At 51.6% G+C, this 20,373-nt stretch carries 14 protein-coding genes; all 14 read right to left on the bottom strand.

The window, feature by feature from the left end; all coding sequences use genetic code 11:
• Positions 1-13: 13 nt before the first annotated feature.
• The gene (locus AC6B99_RS07160; protein WP_496663089.1) at positions 14-2,257 is read right to left on the bottom strand and encodes a DUF4129 domain-containing transglutaminase family protein; all 2,244 of its coding nucleotides are present in this window, start codon (positions 2,255-2,257) and stop codon (positions 14-16) included.
• Positions 2,254-3,510: a DUF58 domain-containing protein gene (locus AC6B99_RS07155; protein WP_155973519.1), complete on the bottom strand. Its 1,257-nt coding sequence runs from the start codon at positions 3,508-3,510 to the stop codon at positions 2,254-2,256. Before AC6B99_RS07155 ends, AC6B99_RS07160 begins: the two co-directional genes overlap by 4 nt.
• Position 3,511: 1 nt before the next feature.
• A complete protein-coding gene (locus AC6B99_RS07150; RefSeq protein ID WP_494862053.1) occupies positions 3,512-4,471 on the bottom strand; it encodes an AAA family ATPase in 960 nt (319 codons plus the stop codon).
• Between the two features lie 150 nt (positions 4,472-4,621).
• Positions 4,622-4,972, bottom strand: a complete 351-nt coding sequence (gene spoVAE / locus AC6B99_RS07145; protein WP_056041954.1) for a stage V sporulation protein AE — start codon at positions 4,970-4,972, stop codon at positions 4,622-4,624.
• A 4-nt stretch (positions 4,973-4,976) separates the two neighbouring features.
• The gene (spoVAD, locus tag AC6B99_RS07140) at positions 4,977-5,990 is read right to left on the bottom strand and encodes a stage V sporulation protein AD (protein WP_056041955.1); all 1,014 of its coding nucleotides are present in this window, start codon (positions 5,988-5,990) and stop codon (positions 4,977-4,979) included.
• 1 nt (position 5,991) lies between these two features.
• Positions 5,992-6,483, bottom strand: coding sequence for a stage V sporulation protein AC (gene spoVAC, locus AC6B99_RS07135; protein WP_056041958.1), 492 nt, complete (start codon positions 6,481-6,483; stop codon positions 5,992-5,994).
• A gap of 426 nt (positions 6,484-6,909) precedes the next feature.
• Positions 6,910-8,940 carry a beta-galactosidase gene (locus AC6B99_RS07130; RefSeq protein WP_056041961.1) on the bottom strand — a complete coding sequence of 677 codons (2,031 nt, stop codon included), beginning with the start codon at positions 8,938-8,940 and terminating at the stop codon, positions 6,910-6,912.
• A gap of 111 nt (positions 8,941-9,051) precedes the next feature.
• On the bottom strand, positions 9,052-10,746 hold the full coding sequence (locus AC6B99_RS07125; protein ID WP_494862057.1) for an extracellular solute-binding protein: 1,695 nt from the start codon (positions 10,744-10,746) through the stop codon (positions 9,052-9,054).
• 103 nt (positions 10,747-10,849) lie between these two features.
• Complete coding sequence (locus AC6B99_RS07120) at positions 10,850-11,740, bottom strand: carbohydrate ABC transporter permease (protein WP_056041966.1); 891 nt, start codon at positions 11,738-11,740, stop codon at positions 10,850-10,852.
• A gap of 12 nt (positions 11,741-11,752) precedes the next feature.
• The gene (locus AC6B99_RS07115) at positions 11,753-12,715 is read right to left on the bottom strand and encodes an ABC transporter permease (RefSeq protein WP_056041968.1); all 963 of its coding nucleotides are present in this window, start codon (positions 12,713-12,715) and stop codon (positions 11,753-11,755) included.
• Positions 12,716-13,025: 310 nt separating this feature from the next.
• Positions 13,026-13,673, bottom strand: a complete 648-nt coding sequence (locus AC6B99_RS07110; protein WP_056042099.1) for a cyclase family protein — start codon at positions 13,671-13,673, stop codon at positions 13,026-13,028.
• 37 nt (positions 13,674-13,710) lie between these two features.
• Positions 13,711-15,279: a response regulator transcription factor gene (locus AC6B99_RS07105; RefSeq protein WP_496663088.1), complete on the bottom strand. Its 1,569-nt coding sequence runs from the start codon at positions 15,277-15,279 to the stop codon at positions 13,711-13,713.
• Entirely contained in the window at positions 15,272-17,080 is a 1,809-nt protein-coding gene (locus AC6B99_RS07100) for a histidine kinase (RefSeq protein WP_494880555.1), read from the bottom strand. Before AC6B99_RS07100 ends, AC6B99_RS07105 begins: the two co-directional genes overlap by 8 nt.
• 367 nt (positions 17,081-17,447) lie before the next feature.
• Positions 17,448-20,345: a glycoside hydrolase family 3 C-terminal domain-containing protein gene (locus AC6B99_RS07095; RefSeq protein ID WP_496663087.1), complete on the bottom strand. Its 2,898-nt coding sequence runs from the start codon at positions 20,343-20,345 to the stop codon at positions 17,448-17,450.
• Between the last annotated feature and the right edge of the window lie 28 nt (positions 20,346-20,373).

The raw sequence follows: 20,373 nt of genomic DNA, 5'->3' as shown, positions 1-20,373 counted from the left end.
TAAAAGCTATTCATTATAATAGCGAAATAACATGCTTGACTTTGTTCACAAATTGCTCAGCCTCTTCTGGCGCTGCCTCGGCGCCACTATATTTGGCTCGTTCAAAATCGTTCAGCACCTGAGTCAGCTCGCTGCGAATATCTGTGCGATGCTGGGCAAACCGCTGTACCGCTTCCCGCAGCGTCTCATGCTCAGAGCGCTTTAGCCCCTTCCTCCGGCACACACGGAGCAGGCGCTCCGTTTCCCATACGATGCGCTCATTCGCCGTATAAGAGCGGAACCGGAAGCGAAGCCATGCCGCCTTGAGCGCTTGACGGCGTACAATCAAGCTAGCCGCGAGCAATAATACAAGCAGGGAAATGCCAGCTATATAAAAGCCTTTGTACGAAACGTCGGTTTTCTCGGCAGCTGCCGCCTTAACCGCCTCGTCTGTGTCCTCTTCTACTTCCGGTGTAGGCGCCGCTGCATCTTCTCCGGCAACCGTATAAGGGAATGAAAATCCTGCTGTCGGCTCAAAGGAAACCCAGCCATAACCTTCAAAATAAATTTCCACCCAAGAGTGGGCATCGGAATTGCGCACGGTATACGTGCCTTCCCCTTGCAAGAACGTATCGATATCAAAGCGATCTGCTGCATCAACACCGAGGGCAGGCAATGCGCCTGGCGCAAAACCCTTCACCCAGCGGGTAGGCAGGTCAACGGAACGGGCCAGCACCGCCATAGCTGTAGAAAAATAATCGCAATAGCCTTCCTGGATTTCAAACAGAAACTGGGCGACAAAATCATCGGACTCTCCCGTCAGCTTGCCCAGATCAGGCTCATTCGTATAGACAAAATTCAAACGCAAATACGATTCCAGCATTTTCGCCCGATCATAGTCATTGGTCGCAGTTTTGGTCAATTCCTCAGCAAGCTGCTTGACCTCGCCTGGCAAATTATCGGGCAGCTGTGTATAATGATCATTTTCATTCGAGCTGTACAAGCGCGCATGCGTACTGCGGAGCTTCGCTTCATCCAGCACGGGAACGGTGGACACGACGGAGTATGATTCCGGATAGGGCTGCCTTCCCCTTCCCTGCAAAGGAAAACGCAGCTCTTGGTCGTCAGGCGCCCAGGTGAGCCGGTAGGATAAATTCGCTTCCGGATCATTAATCCAGTGAATGCGATTAATCGGAGCGGCAGCAAATAAAACGGGATACTGGTCCTTCCGAATCATCGTCACCGTCTGCTCCACTTCAATCGTGTCTGCCAGCTTGCGATCATACGGCAGGGAAAGCTCCTGCTCCTTTTTCAACTGATTGACGTTGTTCGGCTCCGTTCCTTCATCCAGCTCCAGCCAGCCGCTGCCGGTATAAAATGATTTCGTTTCCCCTCTCCAATAGCTCCGATGGGAGCTTGCAACCGTCATGACTGGCGAATAATCGAAGTTAAAGCCGCCGCCAAGCTGGTCGTCATCACGCCCATAGCCGGAGCTTGTGTCCAGCGTTACACCACCCGGGTCCGAGCCTTTTTCACCTAAAAAAACATTGACCTTCTCACCCTTCGATTCTTTCCAAATCGTATACGGGTCACGAAGCACAGGCGAAATCGATGGCATGAACAGGCCTGCCGCCATCAGCAGCGCAAGCACCGCCGCAATAGGCATAAATAATTGCAAAGGATAATGCAGCAGCTCCTTCCAGCTTCCTGGATGGTGACGCTGAAATTGGTGCAAATGCCCCGCTGCGAGCCATATGAGCCCTAGCAATACGACCCACGCCACATTGTCCCACAGCCAGATCGGCGTGAATGAATCGGCAACCGTCAAAACGAGCAAATTCGCCCCAATAAATCCGAATAGCCGAATGCGCGACGTCGTCCAGGCACTGAACAGCAAGTACGTGGCAAGCATAGCCAGGCTAAACCAAATATACGGGTTGAACTGGATCAGCAGACTCCATATCATAGCGGCGAATTTCCGCAAGCCTTCCTCTGAGCCGGTTAAGCTGGGAGATGCGCCTACTACTAACCATGTTGATACCACGACGAGCAGCAATTGGAGCGGCAGCCGCAGCCTGCGCCTCATCCTTGGAAGCAAGACGTCAACTGCCCCCGCAAGCAGCAGCGCCATATAAATGGAGGTAAATGTAGCTTGCCACCAGTAGTTTTCAAAAACCGCAATCGAATTAAGCAGCGAAAAAATAATAATGATACGGGATATTCGGCTGTACCACTCAAACGCGGCATATTCCTTCAATCTTTTTAAAGTATTTTTCATGCTCCGCCGCCTCCTTCAAGCACAGCCGGCAGCTCAGGCAGCTGCGTGAGCGTAAATACCGGCCAGCCTCGGGCGCGCAGCAGCTTCTGCCAGTCCTGATTCATCACGGCGGCCCGCCCGTCCACATTCGCAATATGGAGCAGGCAAGGCTGCAGCCCTTTGCGTGCGAGCCATTCCAAGCTGGCGCTCGCCTCCTTGCCCGAAGCTGTAGAAATAACAAGCGCAATTGAGCCCGAATCAAGCAGCGACTCCGATGCAAGCAGCGTCTGATATAAAGGCTGCTCCGCATCGGCATTCACCGCCGTTAAATGCTGCATAATCGCCCCCCGTTGCTCGGCACCCGCCTTGGGAGGGAAGATGGCCCGCTGCGATCCGGCCGACAGCAGCCCCATAGCCGTCTCTCCTCGCCCGCCGCTCTCAATGAGCGAAGCTGCCGCTGATACCGCGAGTTCAAAGCGGTCTGCCTGCGCCCCGCTGTAAGCCTTGGCATCGCGATCGATAATAATAAGCGTTCGGGGCAGCGACTCCCGTTCAAACTCCTTGGACTTCCAATGTCCCGTGCGCGCCGTCGCATGCCAGTGAATCCGCGACAAGCGGTCGCCAGGCACATATTCGCGCACGCCATTGATTTGGGTCGTCTCCTTCGCCGAGCGTGAAGCAATAGCGTGCGAGTATGGCCCGCGCGCGCCAAGCTGCAAACCGCGCTGCTGGCGAAGGGGGACGATTTGAGGCATGACGCTGAACACCGACTCCTCGGTAAAGCTGCCCGAATGCTCAAACAACCCAAACACATCATGGGAGGAGCAGGCGGTAGCCCCGAAGCGATATTCACCGCGCTGCAGCGGAGGTGTCGTATACAGTACTTCGCCGGAACGCTTCAAATTCGGCACAAAGGATGATTCGAATTGCAGCGCTTGTCCATTGTTGCGCAGCAATTGATCGCGGACAAGCACAAACGGTATCGGATAATACCCGGGCACCTTCACCGAAAGCTTGACCGTTAGCGAGCTCCCGGCCGCCAGCGCATAATCGCCATGGCCGCCATCCGATTTGCGCAAGCTGCGGCTGCCGCTTACTTTGCTAATGCCGCTAAAGCGCCCTAGCAGCAAATAAAGCAGCAGCGCATTCATAATGACGAACAGCATGACGGCCGTTTTGCCGCCTTGAAATAACAAGTAAAGCAGCGCTCCTCCATACAGAAACGCGCTAATGAGCAGTCGTCTGCCTTGCAAGCTGAGCGTCCGCATTCCCATATCAGCGCTCCAATCTCACCGGCACTCTTACCTGTTCCATGATTTGATCGACCAGCTCGCTCGCTTTGAGGCCGTTCATTCTGGCCTCCGTATGCAGAGAGAGCCGGTGAGACAATACATGCGAAGCAAGCTTCTTCACATCATCAGGCGTAACAAAGCTGCGCTGCTCCAAATAAGCGGCTGCTTTGGCCGCCCGGGCAAACGAAAGGGCAGCACGCGGGCTGGCGCCAAGCTGGATACCGGGATGCTCGCGTGTAGCTCTGACAATGCTGACCAAATATTTGGCCACCGCCTCATCCATATGAACAGCCTGCACCTGCTGCTGAATGCGGATAATATCGTCCACATCGGCGATTTGGGCAATTTGGCTCTCCGGCTGCAGCCGAACTTCGCCGCCCATAATCATCTTCTGCTCATCTTCCTCGCTAGGATAGCCGAGCGAAAGCTTCATCATAAAACGGTCAAGCTGCGCTTCCGGCAGCAAATAAGTGCCCTCGAATTCGATTGGATTTTGCGTGGCAAGCAGCATAAACGGATGAGGCAGCGCGTAGGTGTCGCCGTCTACCGTCACATGGCCCTCCTCCATCGCCTCCAGCAGCGCAGATTGGGTTTTGGTCGTCGCCCGATTGATCTCGTCAGCCAGCAGCAAATTGGTCATGACCGGACCCGGCCTGAACAAAAACTCCTCCTGCTTCGGATGATAAATGGACACGCCTGTTATATCAGTAGGCAGCAAATCCGGATTGCACTGAATGCGCCTGAACTGGCCGCCGATTGAACGAGCCAGCGCCTTTACGAGCTGCGTCTTTCCCGTGCCGGGAACATCCTCTAACAGTACATGCCCGCCGCCGATCACTGCAATCATCAGTCTTTCGATTTGCTCTTGTTTTCCCAAAATACTATAATTTAGATTAGTAAGAATAGATGCGCATAATTGCATGTCAACCTGTCGCGTTTCCATATGAATAACCTCCCGCAGCGTATCAAGATGAATAAAGGCATATAGTTCCATTTTACAGTAGTCCAGCAAGTAAGTACAAATGCATCAATTTCCAAAAAAAACTGGAGGATCCCACAGGACCCTCCAGTTTTCCAATCTATTTCCCCTATATTACCCCTTAGGCCGAATAACCAATGCCGCCAGGAACGAAAAGATGATCGCAGCCGATATGCCCGAGCTCGTCACTTTAAAGATGCCGGAAATAACGCCAATCCAGCCTTGGTCATGCAGCTCGGTCAGAGCCCCGTGCACAAGCGCATTGCCGAAGCTCGTAATCGGGACCGTCGCTCCCGCTCCGGCGAAGGCAACGAGCGGCTCGTATAAGCCGATGCCATCCACCACTGCCCCAATAACGACCAGCGTCGCCATCGTATGCCCCGGGGTCAGCTTAAACACATCAAACATAATTTGCCCTAGGACGCAAATAGCGCCGCCTACTAGAAATGCCCATAAAAAAATCATCGCCTTACCCTTCCTTTCCGCAAATCGCGACAGCATGCGCAATGCCGGGAATGCTCTCGCCCTGCTGGAATGACAGCGGTGACAGCAGCGCTCCCGTCGCAACGACTAATATCCGCTTCAGCTCGCCCCTTGCGAGCCGCTTAAGCAAATGGCCATAGGTGACAACTGCCGAGCAGCCGCAGCCACTGCCGCCCGCCTGCACCTTCTGGCGGTTCACATCGTACACCATTAGGCCGCAATCGCCAAAAACCGTGTCATCCATCGGCACGCCATTTTGCAGCAGCAGCTCATTGGCAAGCGGATGCCCGACACCAGCAAGGTCGCCTGTTACGATTAAGTCATAATCTTTTGGGGAACGTCCTGTATCGTTAAAATGCGCTTGAATCGTATCGACAGCCGCAGGTGCCATCGCAGCGCCCATATTAAATGGATCGGTGATCCCGAGATCGACGATTTTCCCGATCGTCGCGCATTCGATGGTCGGACCGTCCCCCGAAGCGGCAACGAGTCCGGCTCCAGCGCCAGTAACGGTATATTGTGCCGTCGGCGGCTTCTGCGAGCCGTATTCGGTCGGGTATCTGAACTGCTTCTCCGCCGTGCAGTTATGGCTGCATGTGCCCGCCAGCACATAATCGGCAGAGCCGGAGTTGACGAGCATTGCGGCAATCGACAGCGACTCCATCGACGTGGAGCAGGCGCCGAAGACGCCAAGATAAGGCACGCCCAGCGACCGCGCTGCAAAGCTGCTGCTTATGATTTGGTTCATTAAATCGCCGCCCACAAAAAACTGCACCATTTCCTTGTCGATCCGGGCATGCTGAAGCGCGAAGTCCGCTGCCTGCTCCAGCAGCAGCCGCTCGGCCTTCTCCCAGCTTTTCTGCTGCATATCCAGCTCGGGATGCACAAGGTCAAAATCCTCGGCCAGCGGGCCGTCGCCTTCGTCTGGCCCTACTACCGTTGCCGCGCCGATGATGACGGGGCGCTTCTCGAACCACCAGGTCTGTTTGCCGCGCAGCATATTATTGCCCTCCTGTGCCGAGAATGAGATGGACGATGCCGACGAAGAATGCTGCCACAACGCCGAACACGATAACGGAGCCCGCCAGCTTGAACATATTGGCGCCAACGCCAAGGACAAGCCCTTCAGCACGGTGCTCCAGCGCCGCCGAGCACATCGAATTGGCGAAGCCTGTGACAGGCACGGCTGTGCCGGCTCCTGCCCACTGGGCGATTTTATCGTACACCCCAATGCTCGTCAAAATCACTGAAATAATAATGAGCACAGCAACCGTCGGATTGCTCGCATCCTCCGCCTTCATATGAAGCAAATGCATAAACAGCTCCTGAATCACTTGCCCAAGCACACAAATACCGCCGCCAATAATGAAGGCTCTCAAACAATTCGTTCCTATGGAGCGGGCAGGCTCCCGCGTTTTGGCAAAGTTCTGGTATTCCTTTGACGACATCGCCATCTTCTTGTATTTCCCTTTGTCTGAGCTGCTTGCTGTCATAGCTTGCCCCCCTTTCCGTTATACGCTGCTGCAAAATGCTAAACACGAGATGCGCGGACGCACCAGTTCTTGATCATTATTTGCCACCTAAGGGGCTATTATGTATGCAGCACATCGTTTTCCTTTCAAATGCTTATATTCGGAAAAAAAGAGCATTCGCCCGCTTTAGCCGCAGCCAAAACAGTCGAATGCTCCTTTATATTCCTGGTCCGTGAGCCAGCACGGACATCCAGCTTAAAATAATAGCAAAATCAACAGCAGAACGAGCAGCACATACAGCGCCAGCACAAGTAAAATCAGCTCCAATTGCTTGCGGCTGCTTAATGCATTGGCTTTCCTCACAGGCGGCCCTCCCTTTAGCTATGCTTCTATACGTTCAGCATATGCGGGCAGGGGCAAATGCGGAGCTTGTCCGCAGCGGTTCTTCTAGCTTTCCAAAATCGCTACGCCTTTCGCTGCGATGGCAAGCGATCCGTTTACAGCTTCCCCGCTCAGCAGCTCTTTCGTGAACGTGCTAGGCAGCTCCGAGAGCTGCACCGCTTCCGCATTGTGATTCAAAATGAACGTAAAGGTGCTGCCGTTAATGGCCCGCTGCGACACTTCAACGCCGTCTGGAGTCGCAAGCAGCGGTTTAATGCCGGCAGAACAGCACAAATGGGCCATGAAGCCTTCGAGGAACGTTTTATCCGGGCTGGTCGCCACATACCAGGCTTTGCCTTCGCCAAACGAATTAACCGTTACCGCAGGCATGCCTTTATAGAAGTCTGAACCATATTCGGCAACCACTTCAGCGCCCTCTGTATGAATCAGATCGCACAAAATGCTGCCGGAGTATGTCCCGCTATCAAGCGCGCCAAGCGGTTTATTAAGGATAATATCATTTTGCTTGCCCGGCAGCAGGGCATCGATTTCCTCGGCCCAAATGCCCAGCACCTTGCGCAGCTTGCCCGGATATCCGCCCAGCGTCACGATATCATTTTCATTGACGATGCCGCTGAAAAACGTCGTGACGAAAGTGCCGCCGCGCGCAACGAAAGCTTCAACCTTCTCCGCAAAGCCAGGCTTCACCATATACATCACAGGAGCGATGACGAGATCGTAACGATCGAGCTGCTCCTCCACGCTGATCATATCCGTCTGCACGTTCATTTGGAACAAGGCGTCATAATATTTATGAACCTCATCGAGATATTTAAGCGCGACGGTCGGACCGCTCGACAGCTCGACCGCCCAGCGATTTTCCCAATCGTAGACGATCGCTGCCTTGGAATGAACACGCGAATCGAGGATGCGGCCAGACAACTGCTGAAGCTCAGCACCCAACTCGGCACATTCGCGGAATACGCGGGTATTTTCATGGCCGACATGCTCAATAACGGCGCCATGGTATTTTTCACAAGCACCAACCGAGCGGCGAAGCTGGAAAAACAGCACCGTATCCGCGCCGCGCGCCACCGCCTGATAGCTCCATAGCTTCATAATGCCAGGACGTTTAAGCGAGTTGTACGGCTGCCAGTTTTGCTGGCTTGGCGTTTGCTCCATCAGCATAAACGGCTGGCCGCTTTTGAGGCCGCGCATCAGATCATGCGTCATTGCCGTCAGGCTGAATGGCGTATCCATCGCAGGATAGTTGTCCCAAGAGACGACATCCATATATTTTGCCCATTCGAAATAATCCAGCTCGGAGTAAGTACCCATTAAGTTCGTTGTCACTTGCAGATTAGGCGAATGCTGCTTAATCGCTTCATATTCCAGCTTATAGCAAGCAAGCATGCTTGCCGACTGAAAGCGGCGGTAGTCGATGGAAATGCCCTGGAAATTGGTCCGGTTGTGGCCCCACTCCTCGCTGAGGGCACTGGGAGCAACGATCTCATCCCAATCGTAAAAGGTATGGCCCCAAAATGCGGTATTCCACGCCTTGTTCAGCTTCTCAAGCGTGCCATATCGCTGCTCCAGCCAAACGCGGAATGACGCCTCGCAGTTGTCACAGTAGCAATAGCCGCCGTATTCATTCGATACATGCCATACGAGCACAGCGGGGTGATCTTTATAGCGCTGTGCAATCGTGCCAGCCAAACGCTCGGACAGCTTGCGGTAAGCCGGGCTGTTCGGACAGGAATTGTGGCGTCCGCCGAATTTGCGCTTGCGTCCGTCGTAATCGACACGCAGCACATCGGGGTGCTTTTTCGCCAGCCATGCCGGGTGTGCACCTGTACTCGTCGCCAGACAGACATAAATGCCGTCCTTGTATAGTCGGTCAATGATGCGGTCCAGCCATTCGAGATCATAAGTGTCCTCATCAGGCTGAATGCGCGCCCACGAAAAGACGTTGACGGTCGCTACATCAATGCCCGCTAGCTTGAACATCCGAATATCCTCTTCCATAACAGACTCATCCCACTGCTCCGGATTGTAGTCGCCACCGTACCAAATTTTCGGCAATTTTTCATTAATCACTGTAAAACAGCTCCTCTTCCATTTCGACTAGTCTTTAATTACCATAACATGCCTATTGACAGAAATGAAGGAGAGAACTCATTTAAGAGTTCTCCCCTCCATTGCATCCCCTTACTTTTGCGACCAGAACTCCACGCGGTCTTTAACCATTTGCGTAAACTGTTCATTCAGCTTGCTAGCGCCTGCTTTGTCCAGATCCGCCATGAAATCATCCCATATTTTGTCGAAGTTTTCCGGCTTCGCCAAAATCGCTTCCGGAACACGTTTCTTCATAATATCTTGTGTTTTTTGGAAAATGACATCCGCTTCCGAGCCTGTTTCAAAATTCAAGTTCCATGCTGCGCCGTAAGGACGCTCAGGGAAAGCATCGTCTGCAGGCCAGAATTCTTTGTACATCTCCACTTTGTAAGCGGCAAGCGTCTTTTTGTCCGCTTCCGAATATTCAGCTTTGAACTGCTCTGGGAATTTCGTCGTAAAATAGTTGCCTGTGGAATCTTTAACGCCATCGCCGTAACGAGCCGATATGAAGTAATTTTCAATACCTGTCGTTTTCTTAAATTTGTTGCCATCGTTTGTTTTGAGATCTTGAATTTCTTGCTTGAATACGCGTTTGCCGTCCACAACATCATAATGCTTGCCTTCAATGCCCCAGTTAACGAGAATTTGACCTTCTTCAGAAGCCAAGTAATCCAGGAACTTGATCAGACGGACAGGATCTTTGGCCGATTTCGTAATCGCAAGACCGTGTCCTGCCATGTAGCCTGTACCTTGATACGAATGATCTTGGAAGCTTTCATCAAGCGTTACAGGGAAGCGCGCATACGTCGCATCGAACTTTCCTTCCGCTTTCAGGGAATTTTCCGCTTGCATGTAGTCCCACTTCTGATCGATAATGCCGACTACTCGGCCTGTTGCAATTTTAGATTTGTACTGGTCATATTTTTGAACGAAGCTTTCTTTGTCCAGAAGGCCGATATCGTTCATGTGGTTCAGCCAGCGGAAATATTCTCTTTCTTCCTCACGTTGGTAGTGAAGCTTCGTTTCGAATGTTTTCTCGTCGATAGCGAACTCGCCATTATCCGGCAAGCCTGTTGCATAAAATGCAGGGTTTGTTACGGAAATCAGAATTTGCCATTCGCCGCCGTTAAGCGACAAGCCGATTCTTTTTTGTCCATCCTCAGTCGTCGGATTTTTCTCAATGTACGATTTAATGGCATTTTCATAATCTTTAACGGTTTTGATTTCAGGGTAGCCCAGCGCCTCAAGCGCCTGATGCTGAATTTCGAAGCCGCCTTCGGCATCAAAATAAGTTTGGCCTACACCGGAAGAAGGAAGCTCATAAATAGCTGGATCATCTTTGCTGTAACGAAGGCGGGTTAAATAATCGCCATACACTTTTTTAATATTAGGGGCATGTTCTTCAATGAGATCCGTCAGGTCAAGAAGCGCGCCAGCGTCAACCAAGCTTTTTACGCTGCCCTTCGCCATAACCATATCCGGATACTCTCCGCTTGCTGCCATCAGAGCGAACATGTCCGTATCTGATCCGCCAACCGGGAACTCCTGCTGCATCGTAATGCCTGTTTTTTCTTGGAGGAATTTACCGATGTCGCTTTGCATGTTATCCCAGTCTGGATTGTTATCGCCCGATACCAGTCGTACCGTAATAGGCTCAGTAGAGCTTCCATCGCCTGCATTGCCAGTATTGCCTGTGCCTGCTTCGTTATTGTTGCCCGAGCCGCATGCTGTGAAAGTCAAAGCCGTTGCAAGCAGCAAGCCCATTAGAGCGGTTTTCTTTTTCTTCATCTTCGTGTTGCCTCCCTTTTAATCGGTATTAAATTATGAAGCGATAAACTTGTATATAACAGGAAACCTGCTATTACCATATGGAAGCCTTAAGGCCCGTCCACTAGCTCTTGACGGAGCCAAGCGTCATCCCTTTGACAAAATATTTTTGCAGGAAAGGATAGACGACTAAAATCGGTACCGTAACGACCATCGTAATGGCCATCCGGATGGATTCTGGCGATACCGCAGCCAAGTTTTGCTGTACGCTCGCATCACGGTAATTAGAGCCGGACTGCGTCGATTGCAGCACCTTCATCAGCTCATATTGCAGCGTTGTAAACTGCGGGGCCTGCGGATTGTACAAATACGTATCTAACCAAGCATTCCAGTGTTGTACCGCAATGAACAGTGCAATTGTCGCCAACACAGGCTGGCAAAGCGGCAGGATGACCCGCCAGAAAATCGTAAAGTCATTGGCGCCATCGATTTTTGCAGACTCTTGCAGAGCGTATGGCAGCCCATCAATGTAGGAGCGGACGACGAAAATGTTCCAAACGCTCAAAATAAGCGGAATAATATATACCCAGAAGCTGCTCATCAAATTTAGATTCTTAATCAGCAAATAAATAGGGATCATACCGCCGGAGAAATACATCGTCATCGCGAAAAGCGGTGAAATCAGCTTGCGCGCCTGAAATTCGCGGCGGCTAAGCACAAATGCCATCATTGAAGCCGACAGCACCCCGATAATCGTACCGATAATGGTACGCAGCACCGAGTTTTGGAAACCGGTCAGCAAGGTTTTATACTGAAAAATCGTAATATAGTTTTCCAAGGTGAATTTTCTAGGCAGCACCGTAATGCCGCCTTTCACCGTATCCATGGATTCATTGAATGAAATAGCGAGTACGTTCAAAAACGGGTAAATCGTAATTAATCCAGCAAGCCCCATCACAATATATATGATGACGTCTGTAATGATTTCTGACTTTGGTCTAATCGTTCCCTGCATGCTTTTCTCCTCCTAAATAACCGATTCTTTCGTAATGCGTTTGTAGATGGCGTTAGCGCTAAACACGAGTATAATGCTGACGACGGAGTTGAATATGCCGATCGCCGTACCGTAAGAGAAGCGGGTCATTTGAATGCCATACTTCAGCGCATATAAATCGAGTACCTCGGAATAATCGACAACGAGCGGGTTGCCGAGGAGGAATTGCTTTTCAAAGCCAATGCTGATCAAATGTCCGATGGACAAAATAAACAATACCATAAAGGTGGTGCGAATGCCGGGCAATGTAATATTCCACATTTTACGGAATCTTCCTGCTCCGTCAACGGTTGCCGCTTCATATTGCTCGGGATCAATGCCCGCCATAGCCGCCAGGAATATGATCGAGTTCCAGCCCGTTTCCTTCCACATATCGGACATCGTTACAATGCCCCAGAACCAGCTGCCTTTCGTCATAAATTGAATCGGCTCGTCTATCAGATTTAGCCACATAAGCAGGTCGTTGACACCGCCGCTATCCGTGGACAACATTTTGCTAACAAGGCCAGCGACGACAACCCAGGATACAAAGTGGGGCAAATACGAAATCGTCTGGATGGAGCGTTTGAAAAATTGGCCTCTGATCTCATTGAGAAACAGGGCAAAAATAACGGGAACGGTAAACGAGACGATCAGTCCCATAATACTCATGCCCAGCGTATTGCGCAGGACGAGATAAAAGCGTTCATCTCCAAACAACTGAATGAAGTTGTCGAAGCCGACCCATTTTTGTTCAAAAAATCCTTTGGCCGGTTTATAATTCTGGAATGCCATCACCCAGCCCCAAAGCGGTACATAGCTGAATACGAAAACCCAGATGACAAACGGGACGGACATAAAATACAAGTATTTCTGCTGCTTCATCCGGTCCCAGAAACGATTGGCTTTGCTTTTGTTCACATTAAGCGGGTGTTCTGCGGTTGGTAACGATTTCATCTCTGCTCCTCCTAAAAACTTCACTTTCACTCAACATATCCGTGAATTTCTCTCTTTATTATGTTCCCATCATAACCGATAGCATTTTCAGCTAGGCACCCGACAAATTCCACCTAAAATCATATAAAAATACGTACAGGCTGCTATTTATGTGATTTTGATATGATTTTTCTGCAAAAAATGAGGGATTCCGGCCGGATCATTAGCTAAAAATGACGGATTTCGCAAAAAAATGCCCTCCGCTTGAAAACAAGCCGAGGGCATTTTTGGAAAATAAAATATGTAATTGGAAGTTTATTTACCCGCTTCGTTATGATTCTACGATGGCAATCGCCCGCGCCGGCGCTCCATCGGCATTCCGAAATTTGAGCGGCAAAGCGCAAAAGGTAAATACTCCGCCGCCTATTTGATCCAAATGAATTAAATTTTCGACGATAACCATTTCGGATTGCGAAAAGATTTTTTTGTGAATGGTCAAATTCGCATCCGAAATCGGGTCAACGCCAATAACGTCGAGGCCGACCCCTTTTTTACCACTTTTGATTAAATAGTCGGCTACTTCCTCCTTCATATAGGGATACTCGCCAAAATATGAATCCGTCCCCCAATACTTCGACCAGCCTGTGTAAAATAGCAGAAAATCAACCGAGTCGGCAAGCGCGCGTACCCGCTCAATATAGTCCATCGTAATTTGCTCGCCAGCCTGCAGATCGCTGCATGAAATGACGAGCGCCGTCCCCACGAACTGCTGCGCTGGAATATGCTCCAGCGTCTTTCCACCCGCAAATATATGCGCAGGCGCATCCATATGTGTGCCGGTGTGAGAAGCAAGCGTCAGCAGCGTTTCTCTAAAGCCGTCCTTCTCATACGTGCTCAGCGATTCCAGCGTTGGCTGCGGCGTGCCGGGATAAACGGGCGTCTGTTCAAAAATGGTATGCGTCAAATCGATGACTTTCAATCCACGTTCCCCTTTCGATTTAGATTTAACTTTCGCTTTAAGACTCCTGCCGCTCGGCATCTGATTTCACCATGCCTTTAAACGACGAAGGCGACATGCCTTTATATTTTTTAAATTTAGCGTGAAAATAATCGACGTTCGCATAGCCGACCAGCTCGGATACTTGATGGACCTTAAGCCCTTGCTGAAGCAGCTCTACCGCATGGCGCAGCCGCACCTGATCGAGATAGGTGTTGAAATGCTCGCCGGTGAAATTTTTAAACATTTTGCCCAAATAGCCGCTATTATAATTAAACAGCTCTGCCAGCGTTTCCAGCTTTAAATTTTCCGCATAATGGCGCTCAATAAAACCGGTAATTTGCTTAATGACCGATACATTGCTCGAATTTCCGAGACGGAACGCGAGCTGCGACAGACGGTCCTCCAGCAGCGCCATCATCTCATCATAGTTCGTCTGTTTGTATAAATCCGTTACAATGCGCAGCTCGTCCTGAATCGCAAGCTGTACATGAACCGCCGTCAGCTTGTTCAATACAATCGTCAGCATTTGCGCAAAGCTGGTTTTAATGCGCTGCTCGGAAAGCCGGCTCGTGCTCGCCAGCTCCCCCGATTCCTGCAGCATCAGCCGCACGCCATCCTGGCTGCCGATGTCGAGCATATAATACAGCTTCTGGGCCAGCTCCTGGAGCCGTAATTGGAGCTGCTCCTCATCCGCCTCTGCATGCAGAGCCTGCTCCTCGCCTCCGACGAGATGAAGCTCGCCGCTTGACAGCCGGAAGCTATGCTTAATCGCCGCAAGTATGGCTTCATAGCTGCTCGGCAGCTGTACAAGCGCAGGCACCGCCTCGCCAACGACAGCGATATAACGCTGCTCCTGCGCCGCCTGCTGCACCCACTGCCGAAGCAGCTCGCCCGTGCCTTCCTGCACGACGTAATCTTTCAGCAGCACAGCCGTATATGCGCCCGAGCTAAACGTCCAGCCTGCCCGGTTGCTCTGTACCGCACTTGTCAATCTACGCCTCGCCGCAATGCTTGCAGCAGACGTATGCTCCTCCGTTCTTGACCACTCAATGAGCAGCAGCTGGAAGCTCTTCGCCGTAACGCCAGTAAGCTGCTCCAGCTCCTTCCATATTTCCGGATAGCTGGCCGCGTCGCCCGATACAGCAAGTTGCAGCAGCTCCTCCCGGCGCAGCGTCTCTCTATGGCCAAGACTTGCCGCCTGCTCGGAACGCTTGTCCAAAATCCCCGCGATACGCACAACATTCTCATAGAGCTCGTAATCGTCAACCGGTTTTAATATATAAGCGTCAATGCCGAACTGGATCGCCCGCTGCGCGTAGCTGAAATCAGCATGTCCGCTCAAAACAAGAAAATGGCAGGAGGTGTCAATTTTGCGAATTTCCTCTATCACCTGCAAGCCATCCATTCTCGGCATGCGTATATCCATTAAAATTAAATCGGGCGCCAACTGGCCGTGCTTAATAAGGGCTTCTGGGCCGCTGGCCGCTTCCCCTACCCAGACAAACCCAAGACTTTCCCAATCAATAATTGTACGCAGACCTGCGCGAATCATCGGCTCATCATCAACGATAAGCAGCTTATGCATCTTCTTGCCCTCCTTGCGCTTGCGGGATTTGAAACGTAATGGTCGTTCCGCCATCTTCCCCGCCGCTCATAATCTGCAATCCGGAAGCCTGTCCATAGAGCAGCACCAGTCGCTGATGAACATTGCGCAGTCCAATGCGATATTCCTGCTCATCGTCCATATCCCCCAGCGCCAGCATAATTTCATCCATTCTAGCCTCGTCAATGCCAATGCCGTTATCCGACACTTTCACATGCAGCACCCGATCCCGAAGCAGCGTCGTCACGGTCACGCAGCCGCCTTCATCGATGTTTTCCAAACCATGAATGACCGCATTTTCGATCAACGGCTGAATGATCAGTGGCGGAATGTCCAATGACTGTGCATGCGGGTCCAGCTCCAAATTAAAGGTGAGGCGGTCATTGCCGTAGCGAAACTTCTGAATTTCCAAATAACAGCGGACAATTTCCAGCTCATCCTTAAGTCTTATTTTACCAGCGCCAATTTCCAAATTGCGGCGAATGAGCTTGCCCAGCATATGGACAATCGAGGAAATTTCCGTCTGGCCGTTTACATGCGCTTTCATGCGAATGGACTCCAGCGCATTAAACAAAAAATGGGGATTGATTTGGCTCGCCATCATTTTAAGCTTAATATCCTTCTGCCTCAGTTCCAGCTGATCCTGCTGCCGCTGGGACTCAGAAACCTCGTCCATCAGCCCGCGAATGCTGACCACCATATTGTTGAACTGCCGCGAGAGCAGCCCAATCTCATCATTGCCGTCCACCGTAGCCACCGTCGTCAAATCGCCCATTGCTACTTTGTTGAGGTTTTTATGCAGCAGCAGCATGCGCGTCGCAAGTAGTCCCGAGAAAAAATAAATGAGCAAAAACGCAATTGCCAAACTAATGCCCATAATCGTCAGTCCCAAAATACTAATGCGATTCGCTTCGCTGACGATGCTGTCGATTGAAAAGACGGATACGATGCGCAAACCATTGCGGCTCGATTGTGGGGTGAGCTCCTCCATGACAAGCCGCGAACGCTTGCCTTCATACAAAATTTCAAAGGTACCCGGCCCTTTCCCGGACAATTGATTGGAAAAATCGAGATTGGTTAAATTCAGCCCCACCTGCTTCGGATTGCTGGCCGCCACAATATAGCCGGAATCATCAAAGATCATCGTATCGAAAGGCTCCTGGCTAAGCAGCGCATTCAGCTTCTCTTGATTGATGCCAATGACTAGCACGCCGCTTGTCCGATAGGTAGGAAACGGTATTTTTCGTACAAGGCTGAGATAATTTTTATTTTTCTTCGTCTCATCCTTGATGTACATCCAGTGGATGCCGACTTCCCCCATCGCACTTTTGTACCAGGAAGCCTCTTCAGTGGCTTTGCTTGTTTTGATGAATTCCCAGTTATCAAGAATCGTTTCGTTCGTCGTATAAAAGCGGATATTATTGATTTCTGAATACAGCTGCATATAATCTTTAAACGCCCGAAATTCCCACAATGCGCTTACAGCCTCAAACGTAGATTCATAATTGGTGTTCACCGTGCTTCGCAGCGCATTGTCAAACAGCATTTTATCCGAAATTGTAATGGGCATCCGAATAATGTCATCCGTCTGCTTCTTGATTTTCTCTACATTGTTCAGCGTCTGCTGCGTCGCCTGATTCAGCACATTTTGACGAAAGGCCGCCGTTAAAATAATGCCGACAAGCAGCACCGGAATGCAGACGACGAGCAAAAATGAAATCATCAGCTTATGCTTAATGCGAACATCGTTCATCCTTCTGACGAAGGCAGATTGTTTCTTCACTCGGCAAATGCCCCTTCTTCTATTACTTCTTATATCTCTAGCGTCAATTCGTGGTAAAAATGTAAGAAAGCGTTCTCGAAAGCCCCGCTTCTATTATAAAATGCAGCACCCCAGATGTACACCCTGCTCCTCCCGCCCGGGTAACGAGCCAAATAAGCCTGCCCACCTGCAGCAAACAAAGGGTTTGGCTTGCGCATGCTTTTGCCGCGACTGGCAAGGTGAAACGGCTTCCGCCGTCCTCTGGCGGCGCGGTGCGTTTCAGTCCGAGAAATATAGAGAAAGTATGGCGAAATCATATCCTTTCCTATATTTAAAAAAGACCGCAAGTTCATAAAGAGCCTGCGGCCTAACGATCCTTAATATGCTTTTAGGAAAAAATAAAGCTGCTCAACCGCACGCTGCCGCTCAACGAAAGATATACGTCCGCCTGCGGGGAAATGCCCGCTGCAAGCGATGCCGAAACGGTCTGCCACTGCTGCTCGCCGCCAGCCGGCACCGTCAGAACAGCTGCTTGCTCAGCCTCAGCCGCGCCAAAGCGCACCGTCAGCGTGCCGCCAGCCGGGCCTCCGCTAACCCGCGCCTCGATGGCTGCTGGAGCAGCGCTCCATTGCACATCTGCAAGGCGTATCCAGCCAGCAGTAGACGCGTCCGCCAGCCGCACGCAGGTGCCGCTTTCCTTGCTCTCATCAAGCAGCACGCCGGAATAATCATCATAGTTTTCCGCGCGCGTCAGCTGCATCAGCGCTCTTGGCGGAATGCTCTCGCCTTCGATGGAAAGCTCGGCTGTCAAGCGGATGTCGCTTGACGAGCTGCCGGCCATCAGGCTGTAAACGCCTGACTCCAGACAGAAGCGGTCCCGCGTCACATCCCACATGGAAAGCTCAGCTGCGCTAATCGCGATCTGAACCGTAATGCTTTCCTGCGGCTGCAAGTAAACGCGCTCGAAGCCAACGAGCTGCTTCACCGGACGTTTAACTCGCGAGGCATTCGCATGGGCATACAGCTGCACGACTTCGCCGGCCTCCACACTGCCCGTATTCGTTACTCGAATGCTGGCTGTCCAGCCTTCGCCCGTTTCAGCCGGGGAAATTTGCAGGCTGTCGAAGGAAAATGGCGCATACGTCAGACCATGGCCGAAAGGATATAGCGGCGTATCCTCAAAATACAAATAGGTACGTTTTCCTTTAATAATGTCATAATCCAAAATATCGGTTAGCTGCTGCTCCATTTGGCTGTACCAAGTCATATTCAGCTTGCCTGCCGGAGCAAAATCGCCGAACAGCACATCAGCGACCGCATTGCCAAGCTCTTGTCCGGCATGCGCCAAATAGACAACGGCTGGAAGATGCTCCTGCGCCCAATTAAGCTCAAACGGGTAGCTGCCGATGACGACGGCAATTACGTTTCGATTAACCGCGTATACTTCCCTCAGCAGCTGCTCTTGCGCTGCTGCAAGCGTAAAGCCCGGACGGTCCGTTTCTTCCTTGCCGTTAATAAGCGGGTTGTTGCCAACGAATACAATCGCTGTTTCTGCTTCGCGGGCTGCCGCTACTGCTGCGGCAATTCCATCAACGGTAACGTCTAACCTAAAGGCACCTTTATGCTCTTTGTCACGATTGTTGCCGCTTCCGCTGTTAGCTGCGCCGCCCGCGTTGTCTCCAGCTGCTTCTGGCGCACGATCTTCCTCGGTAACTTCCTCGGTTACAGTAAGCAGCTGCTTGCCATCCTGCTCCTTCAGCACAACTGGTTTATCATCCCATGTAACAATGTCCGTCGTGCCATCCGCTTTCGCATCCAGACGCAGCACTTCCTTCACATACCAGCCATAGGCCTCATCCGCTGCAGCCGCAATGTGGACATCATCTGCGCTCGTCGCGAATTTGCCCGTCGATTGGCTTTGCAGCGTCAAGCTGTTCCAGCCCCAATCGCATACCTCAAACGTCTCCGCAGCGCTGCCAGCGGCGACCTGCAGTACACCGTTGTCACCAAGCGAGACAGGTGCTCCATCTGCGGCAGATCTCAATACCACCTGATTGCTGCCGCTCGTAAACGTTACCTTTTTGCCAGCCATCTTCTGCTGGATGGCAGCGAACGGCGTAACCGTATAAGGGAAAGTGCCGGAGTACCAATCGCGATACACAACATCGCCGAGCGGCCCGATGACCGCTACGCTGCCCAGCTTGCTGCTGCTCAGCGGAAGCGTGGCCTTTTCATTTTTGAGCAAAACGATCGACTCGCGGGCAGCCTGAAGCGACAGGTCGCCGTGGGCTGGAGCGCATAAGACGGAATCTGGCACATTCGCATACGGATTATCCGCATCAAATTCGCCAAGACGGAAACGCACGCGGAACGTATTGGTCAGCGCTTGGTCAAGATCTGCTTCCGCAAGCAAGCCTTCGGACAATGCCTCATGGATCGCCCCGCAGCTAATTTCCTTATCGTCGGTAATGCTGTCGATTCCCGCTTTAATCGAATGGGCTACCGCTTCCTTGTACGTATCATAATAATGATGATCCTTCACCAGGCCGATCAAATCGCCAGCATCGCTGACGATAAACCCATTCATGCCCCATTCGCCCTTAACGACCTTGTTCACATCCTCATGCAATATCGTCGGGATGCCGTTTACCGAATTGTACGACGTCATCATCGATTGCGCGCCGCCCTTGACGAACGCAGGCTGAAAAGCACGCTGGTAATATTCCTTCATATTGCGCGGATCAATGCTCGCCGAGCAGCTGCCGCGATCAATTTCATTATTGTTGGCGATAAAATGCTTCAGCGTCGCGACCGCTTTGAAAAAAACCGGGTCGTCGCCTTGAATGCCTTGCACGAGTGCCGTAGTAAGCTCGCCCGTCAGCTTCGGGTCTTCGCCATAAGCCTCCTCCGTCCGTCCCCAACGCGGATCGCGTTCCATATCGACGGTAGGCGCCCACAGCGTGAGGCCATTTACTTCTGGGTCGCGCTGATAATAGACGCGGGCTTCATCACCGATGACAGAACCAATAGCTTTCAGCAGCTCCGGGTTCCAGGTGCAGCCAAGACCGAGGGGCTGTGGGAACGAGGTCGCTTCGCCGAGCCAAGCTAGACCATGCGCTGCTTCCGTTCCATGCTTGTATGGTTTTACGCCGAGCCGCTCAACGGCAGGCTGATATTGAACCATTAGCTCTACTTTTTCCTCCAGCGTCAGCCGCGATACGAGATCGCGCACACGCTCCTCTATGTCCAGCTTGCCGTCTAAAAATGGATACTGCTGTTCTGTCATGGTTTTTCCACTTCTCCCTTATGCTATA

The organism is Paenibacillus liaoningensis (genome assembly GCF_059609455.1).
Note: the sequence above shows the minus strand (reverse complement) of the source record. Positions and strands in the feature narration are given on the sequence as shown.

What these genes read in the sequence shown, in the direction of transcription:
- AC6B99_RS07160 (WP_496663089.1), bottom strand. Translation starts at nt 2,257, where the DNA reads ATGAAAAATACTTTAAAAAGATTGAAGGAATATGCCGCGTTTGAGTGG.
- AC6B99_RS07155 (WP_155973519.1), bottom strand. Translation starts at nt 3,510, where the DNA reads ATGGGAATGCGGACGCTCAGCTTGCAAGGCAGACGACTGCTCATTAGC.
- AC6B99_RS07150 (WP_494862053.1), bottom strand. Translation starts at nt 4,471, where the DNA reads ATGGAAACGCGACAGGTTGACATGCAATTATGCGCATCTATTCTTACT.
- spoVAE (WP_056041954.1), bottom strand. Translation starts at nt 4,972, where the DNA reads ATGATTTTTTTATGGGCATTTCTAGTAGGCGGCGCTATTTGCGTCCTA.
- spoVAD (WP_056041955.1), bottom strand. Translation starts at nt 5,990, where the DNA reads ATGCTGCGCGGCAAACAGACCTGGTGGTTCGAGAAGCGCCCCGTCATC.
- spoVAC (WP_056041958.1), bottom strand. Translation starts at nt 6,483, where the DNA reads ATGACAGCAAGCAGCTCAGACAAAGGGAAATACAAGAAGATGGCGATG.
- AC6B99_RS07125 (WP_494862057.1), bottom strand. Translation starts at nt 10,746, where the DNA reads ATGAAGAAAAAGAAAACCGCTCTAATGGGCTTGCTGCTTGCAACGGCT.
- AC6B99_RS07120 (WP_056041966.1), bottom strand. Translation starts at nt 11,740, where the DNA reads ATGCAGGGAACGATTAGACCAAAGTCAGAAATCATTACAGACGTCATC.
- AC6B99_RS07115 (WP_056041968.1), bottom strand. Translation starts at nt 12,715, where the DNA reads ATGAAATCGTTACCAACCGCAGAACACCCGCTTAATGTGAACAAAAGC.
- AC6B99_RS07105 (WP_496663088.1), bottom strand. Translation starts at nt 15,279, where the DNA reads ATGCATAAGCTGCTTATCGTTGATGATGAGCCGATGATTCGCGCAGGT.
- AC6B99_RS07095 (WP_496663087.1), bottom strand. Translation starts at nt 20,345, where the DNA reads ATGACAGAACAGCAGTATCCATTTTTAGACGGCAAGCTGGACATAGAG.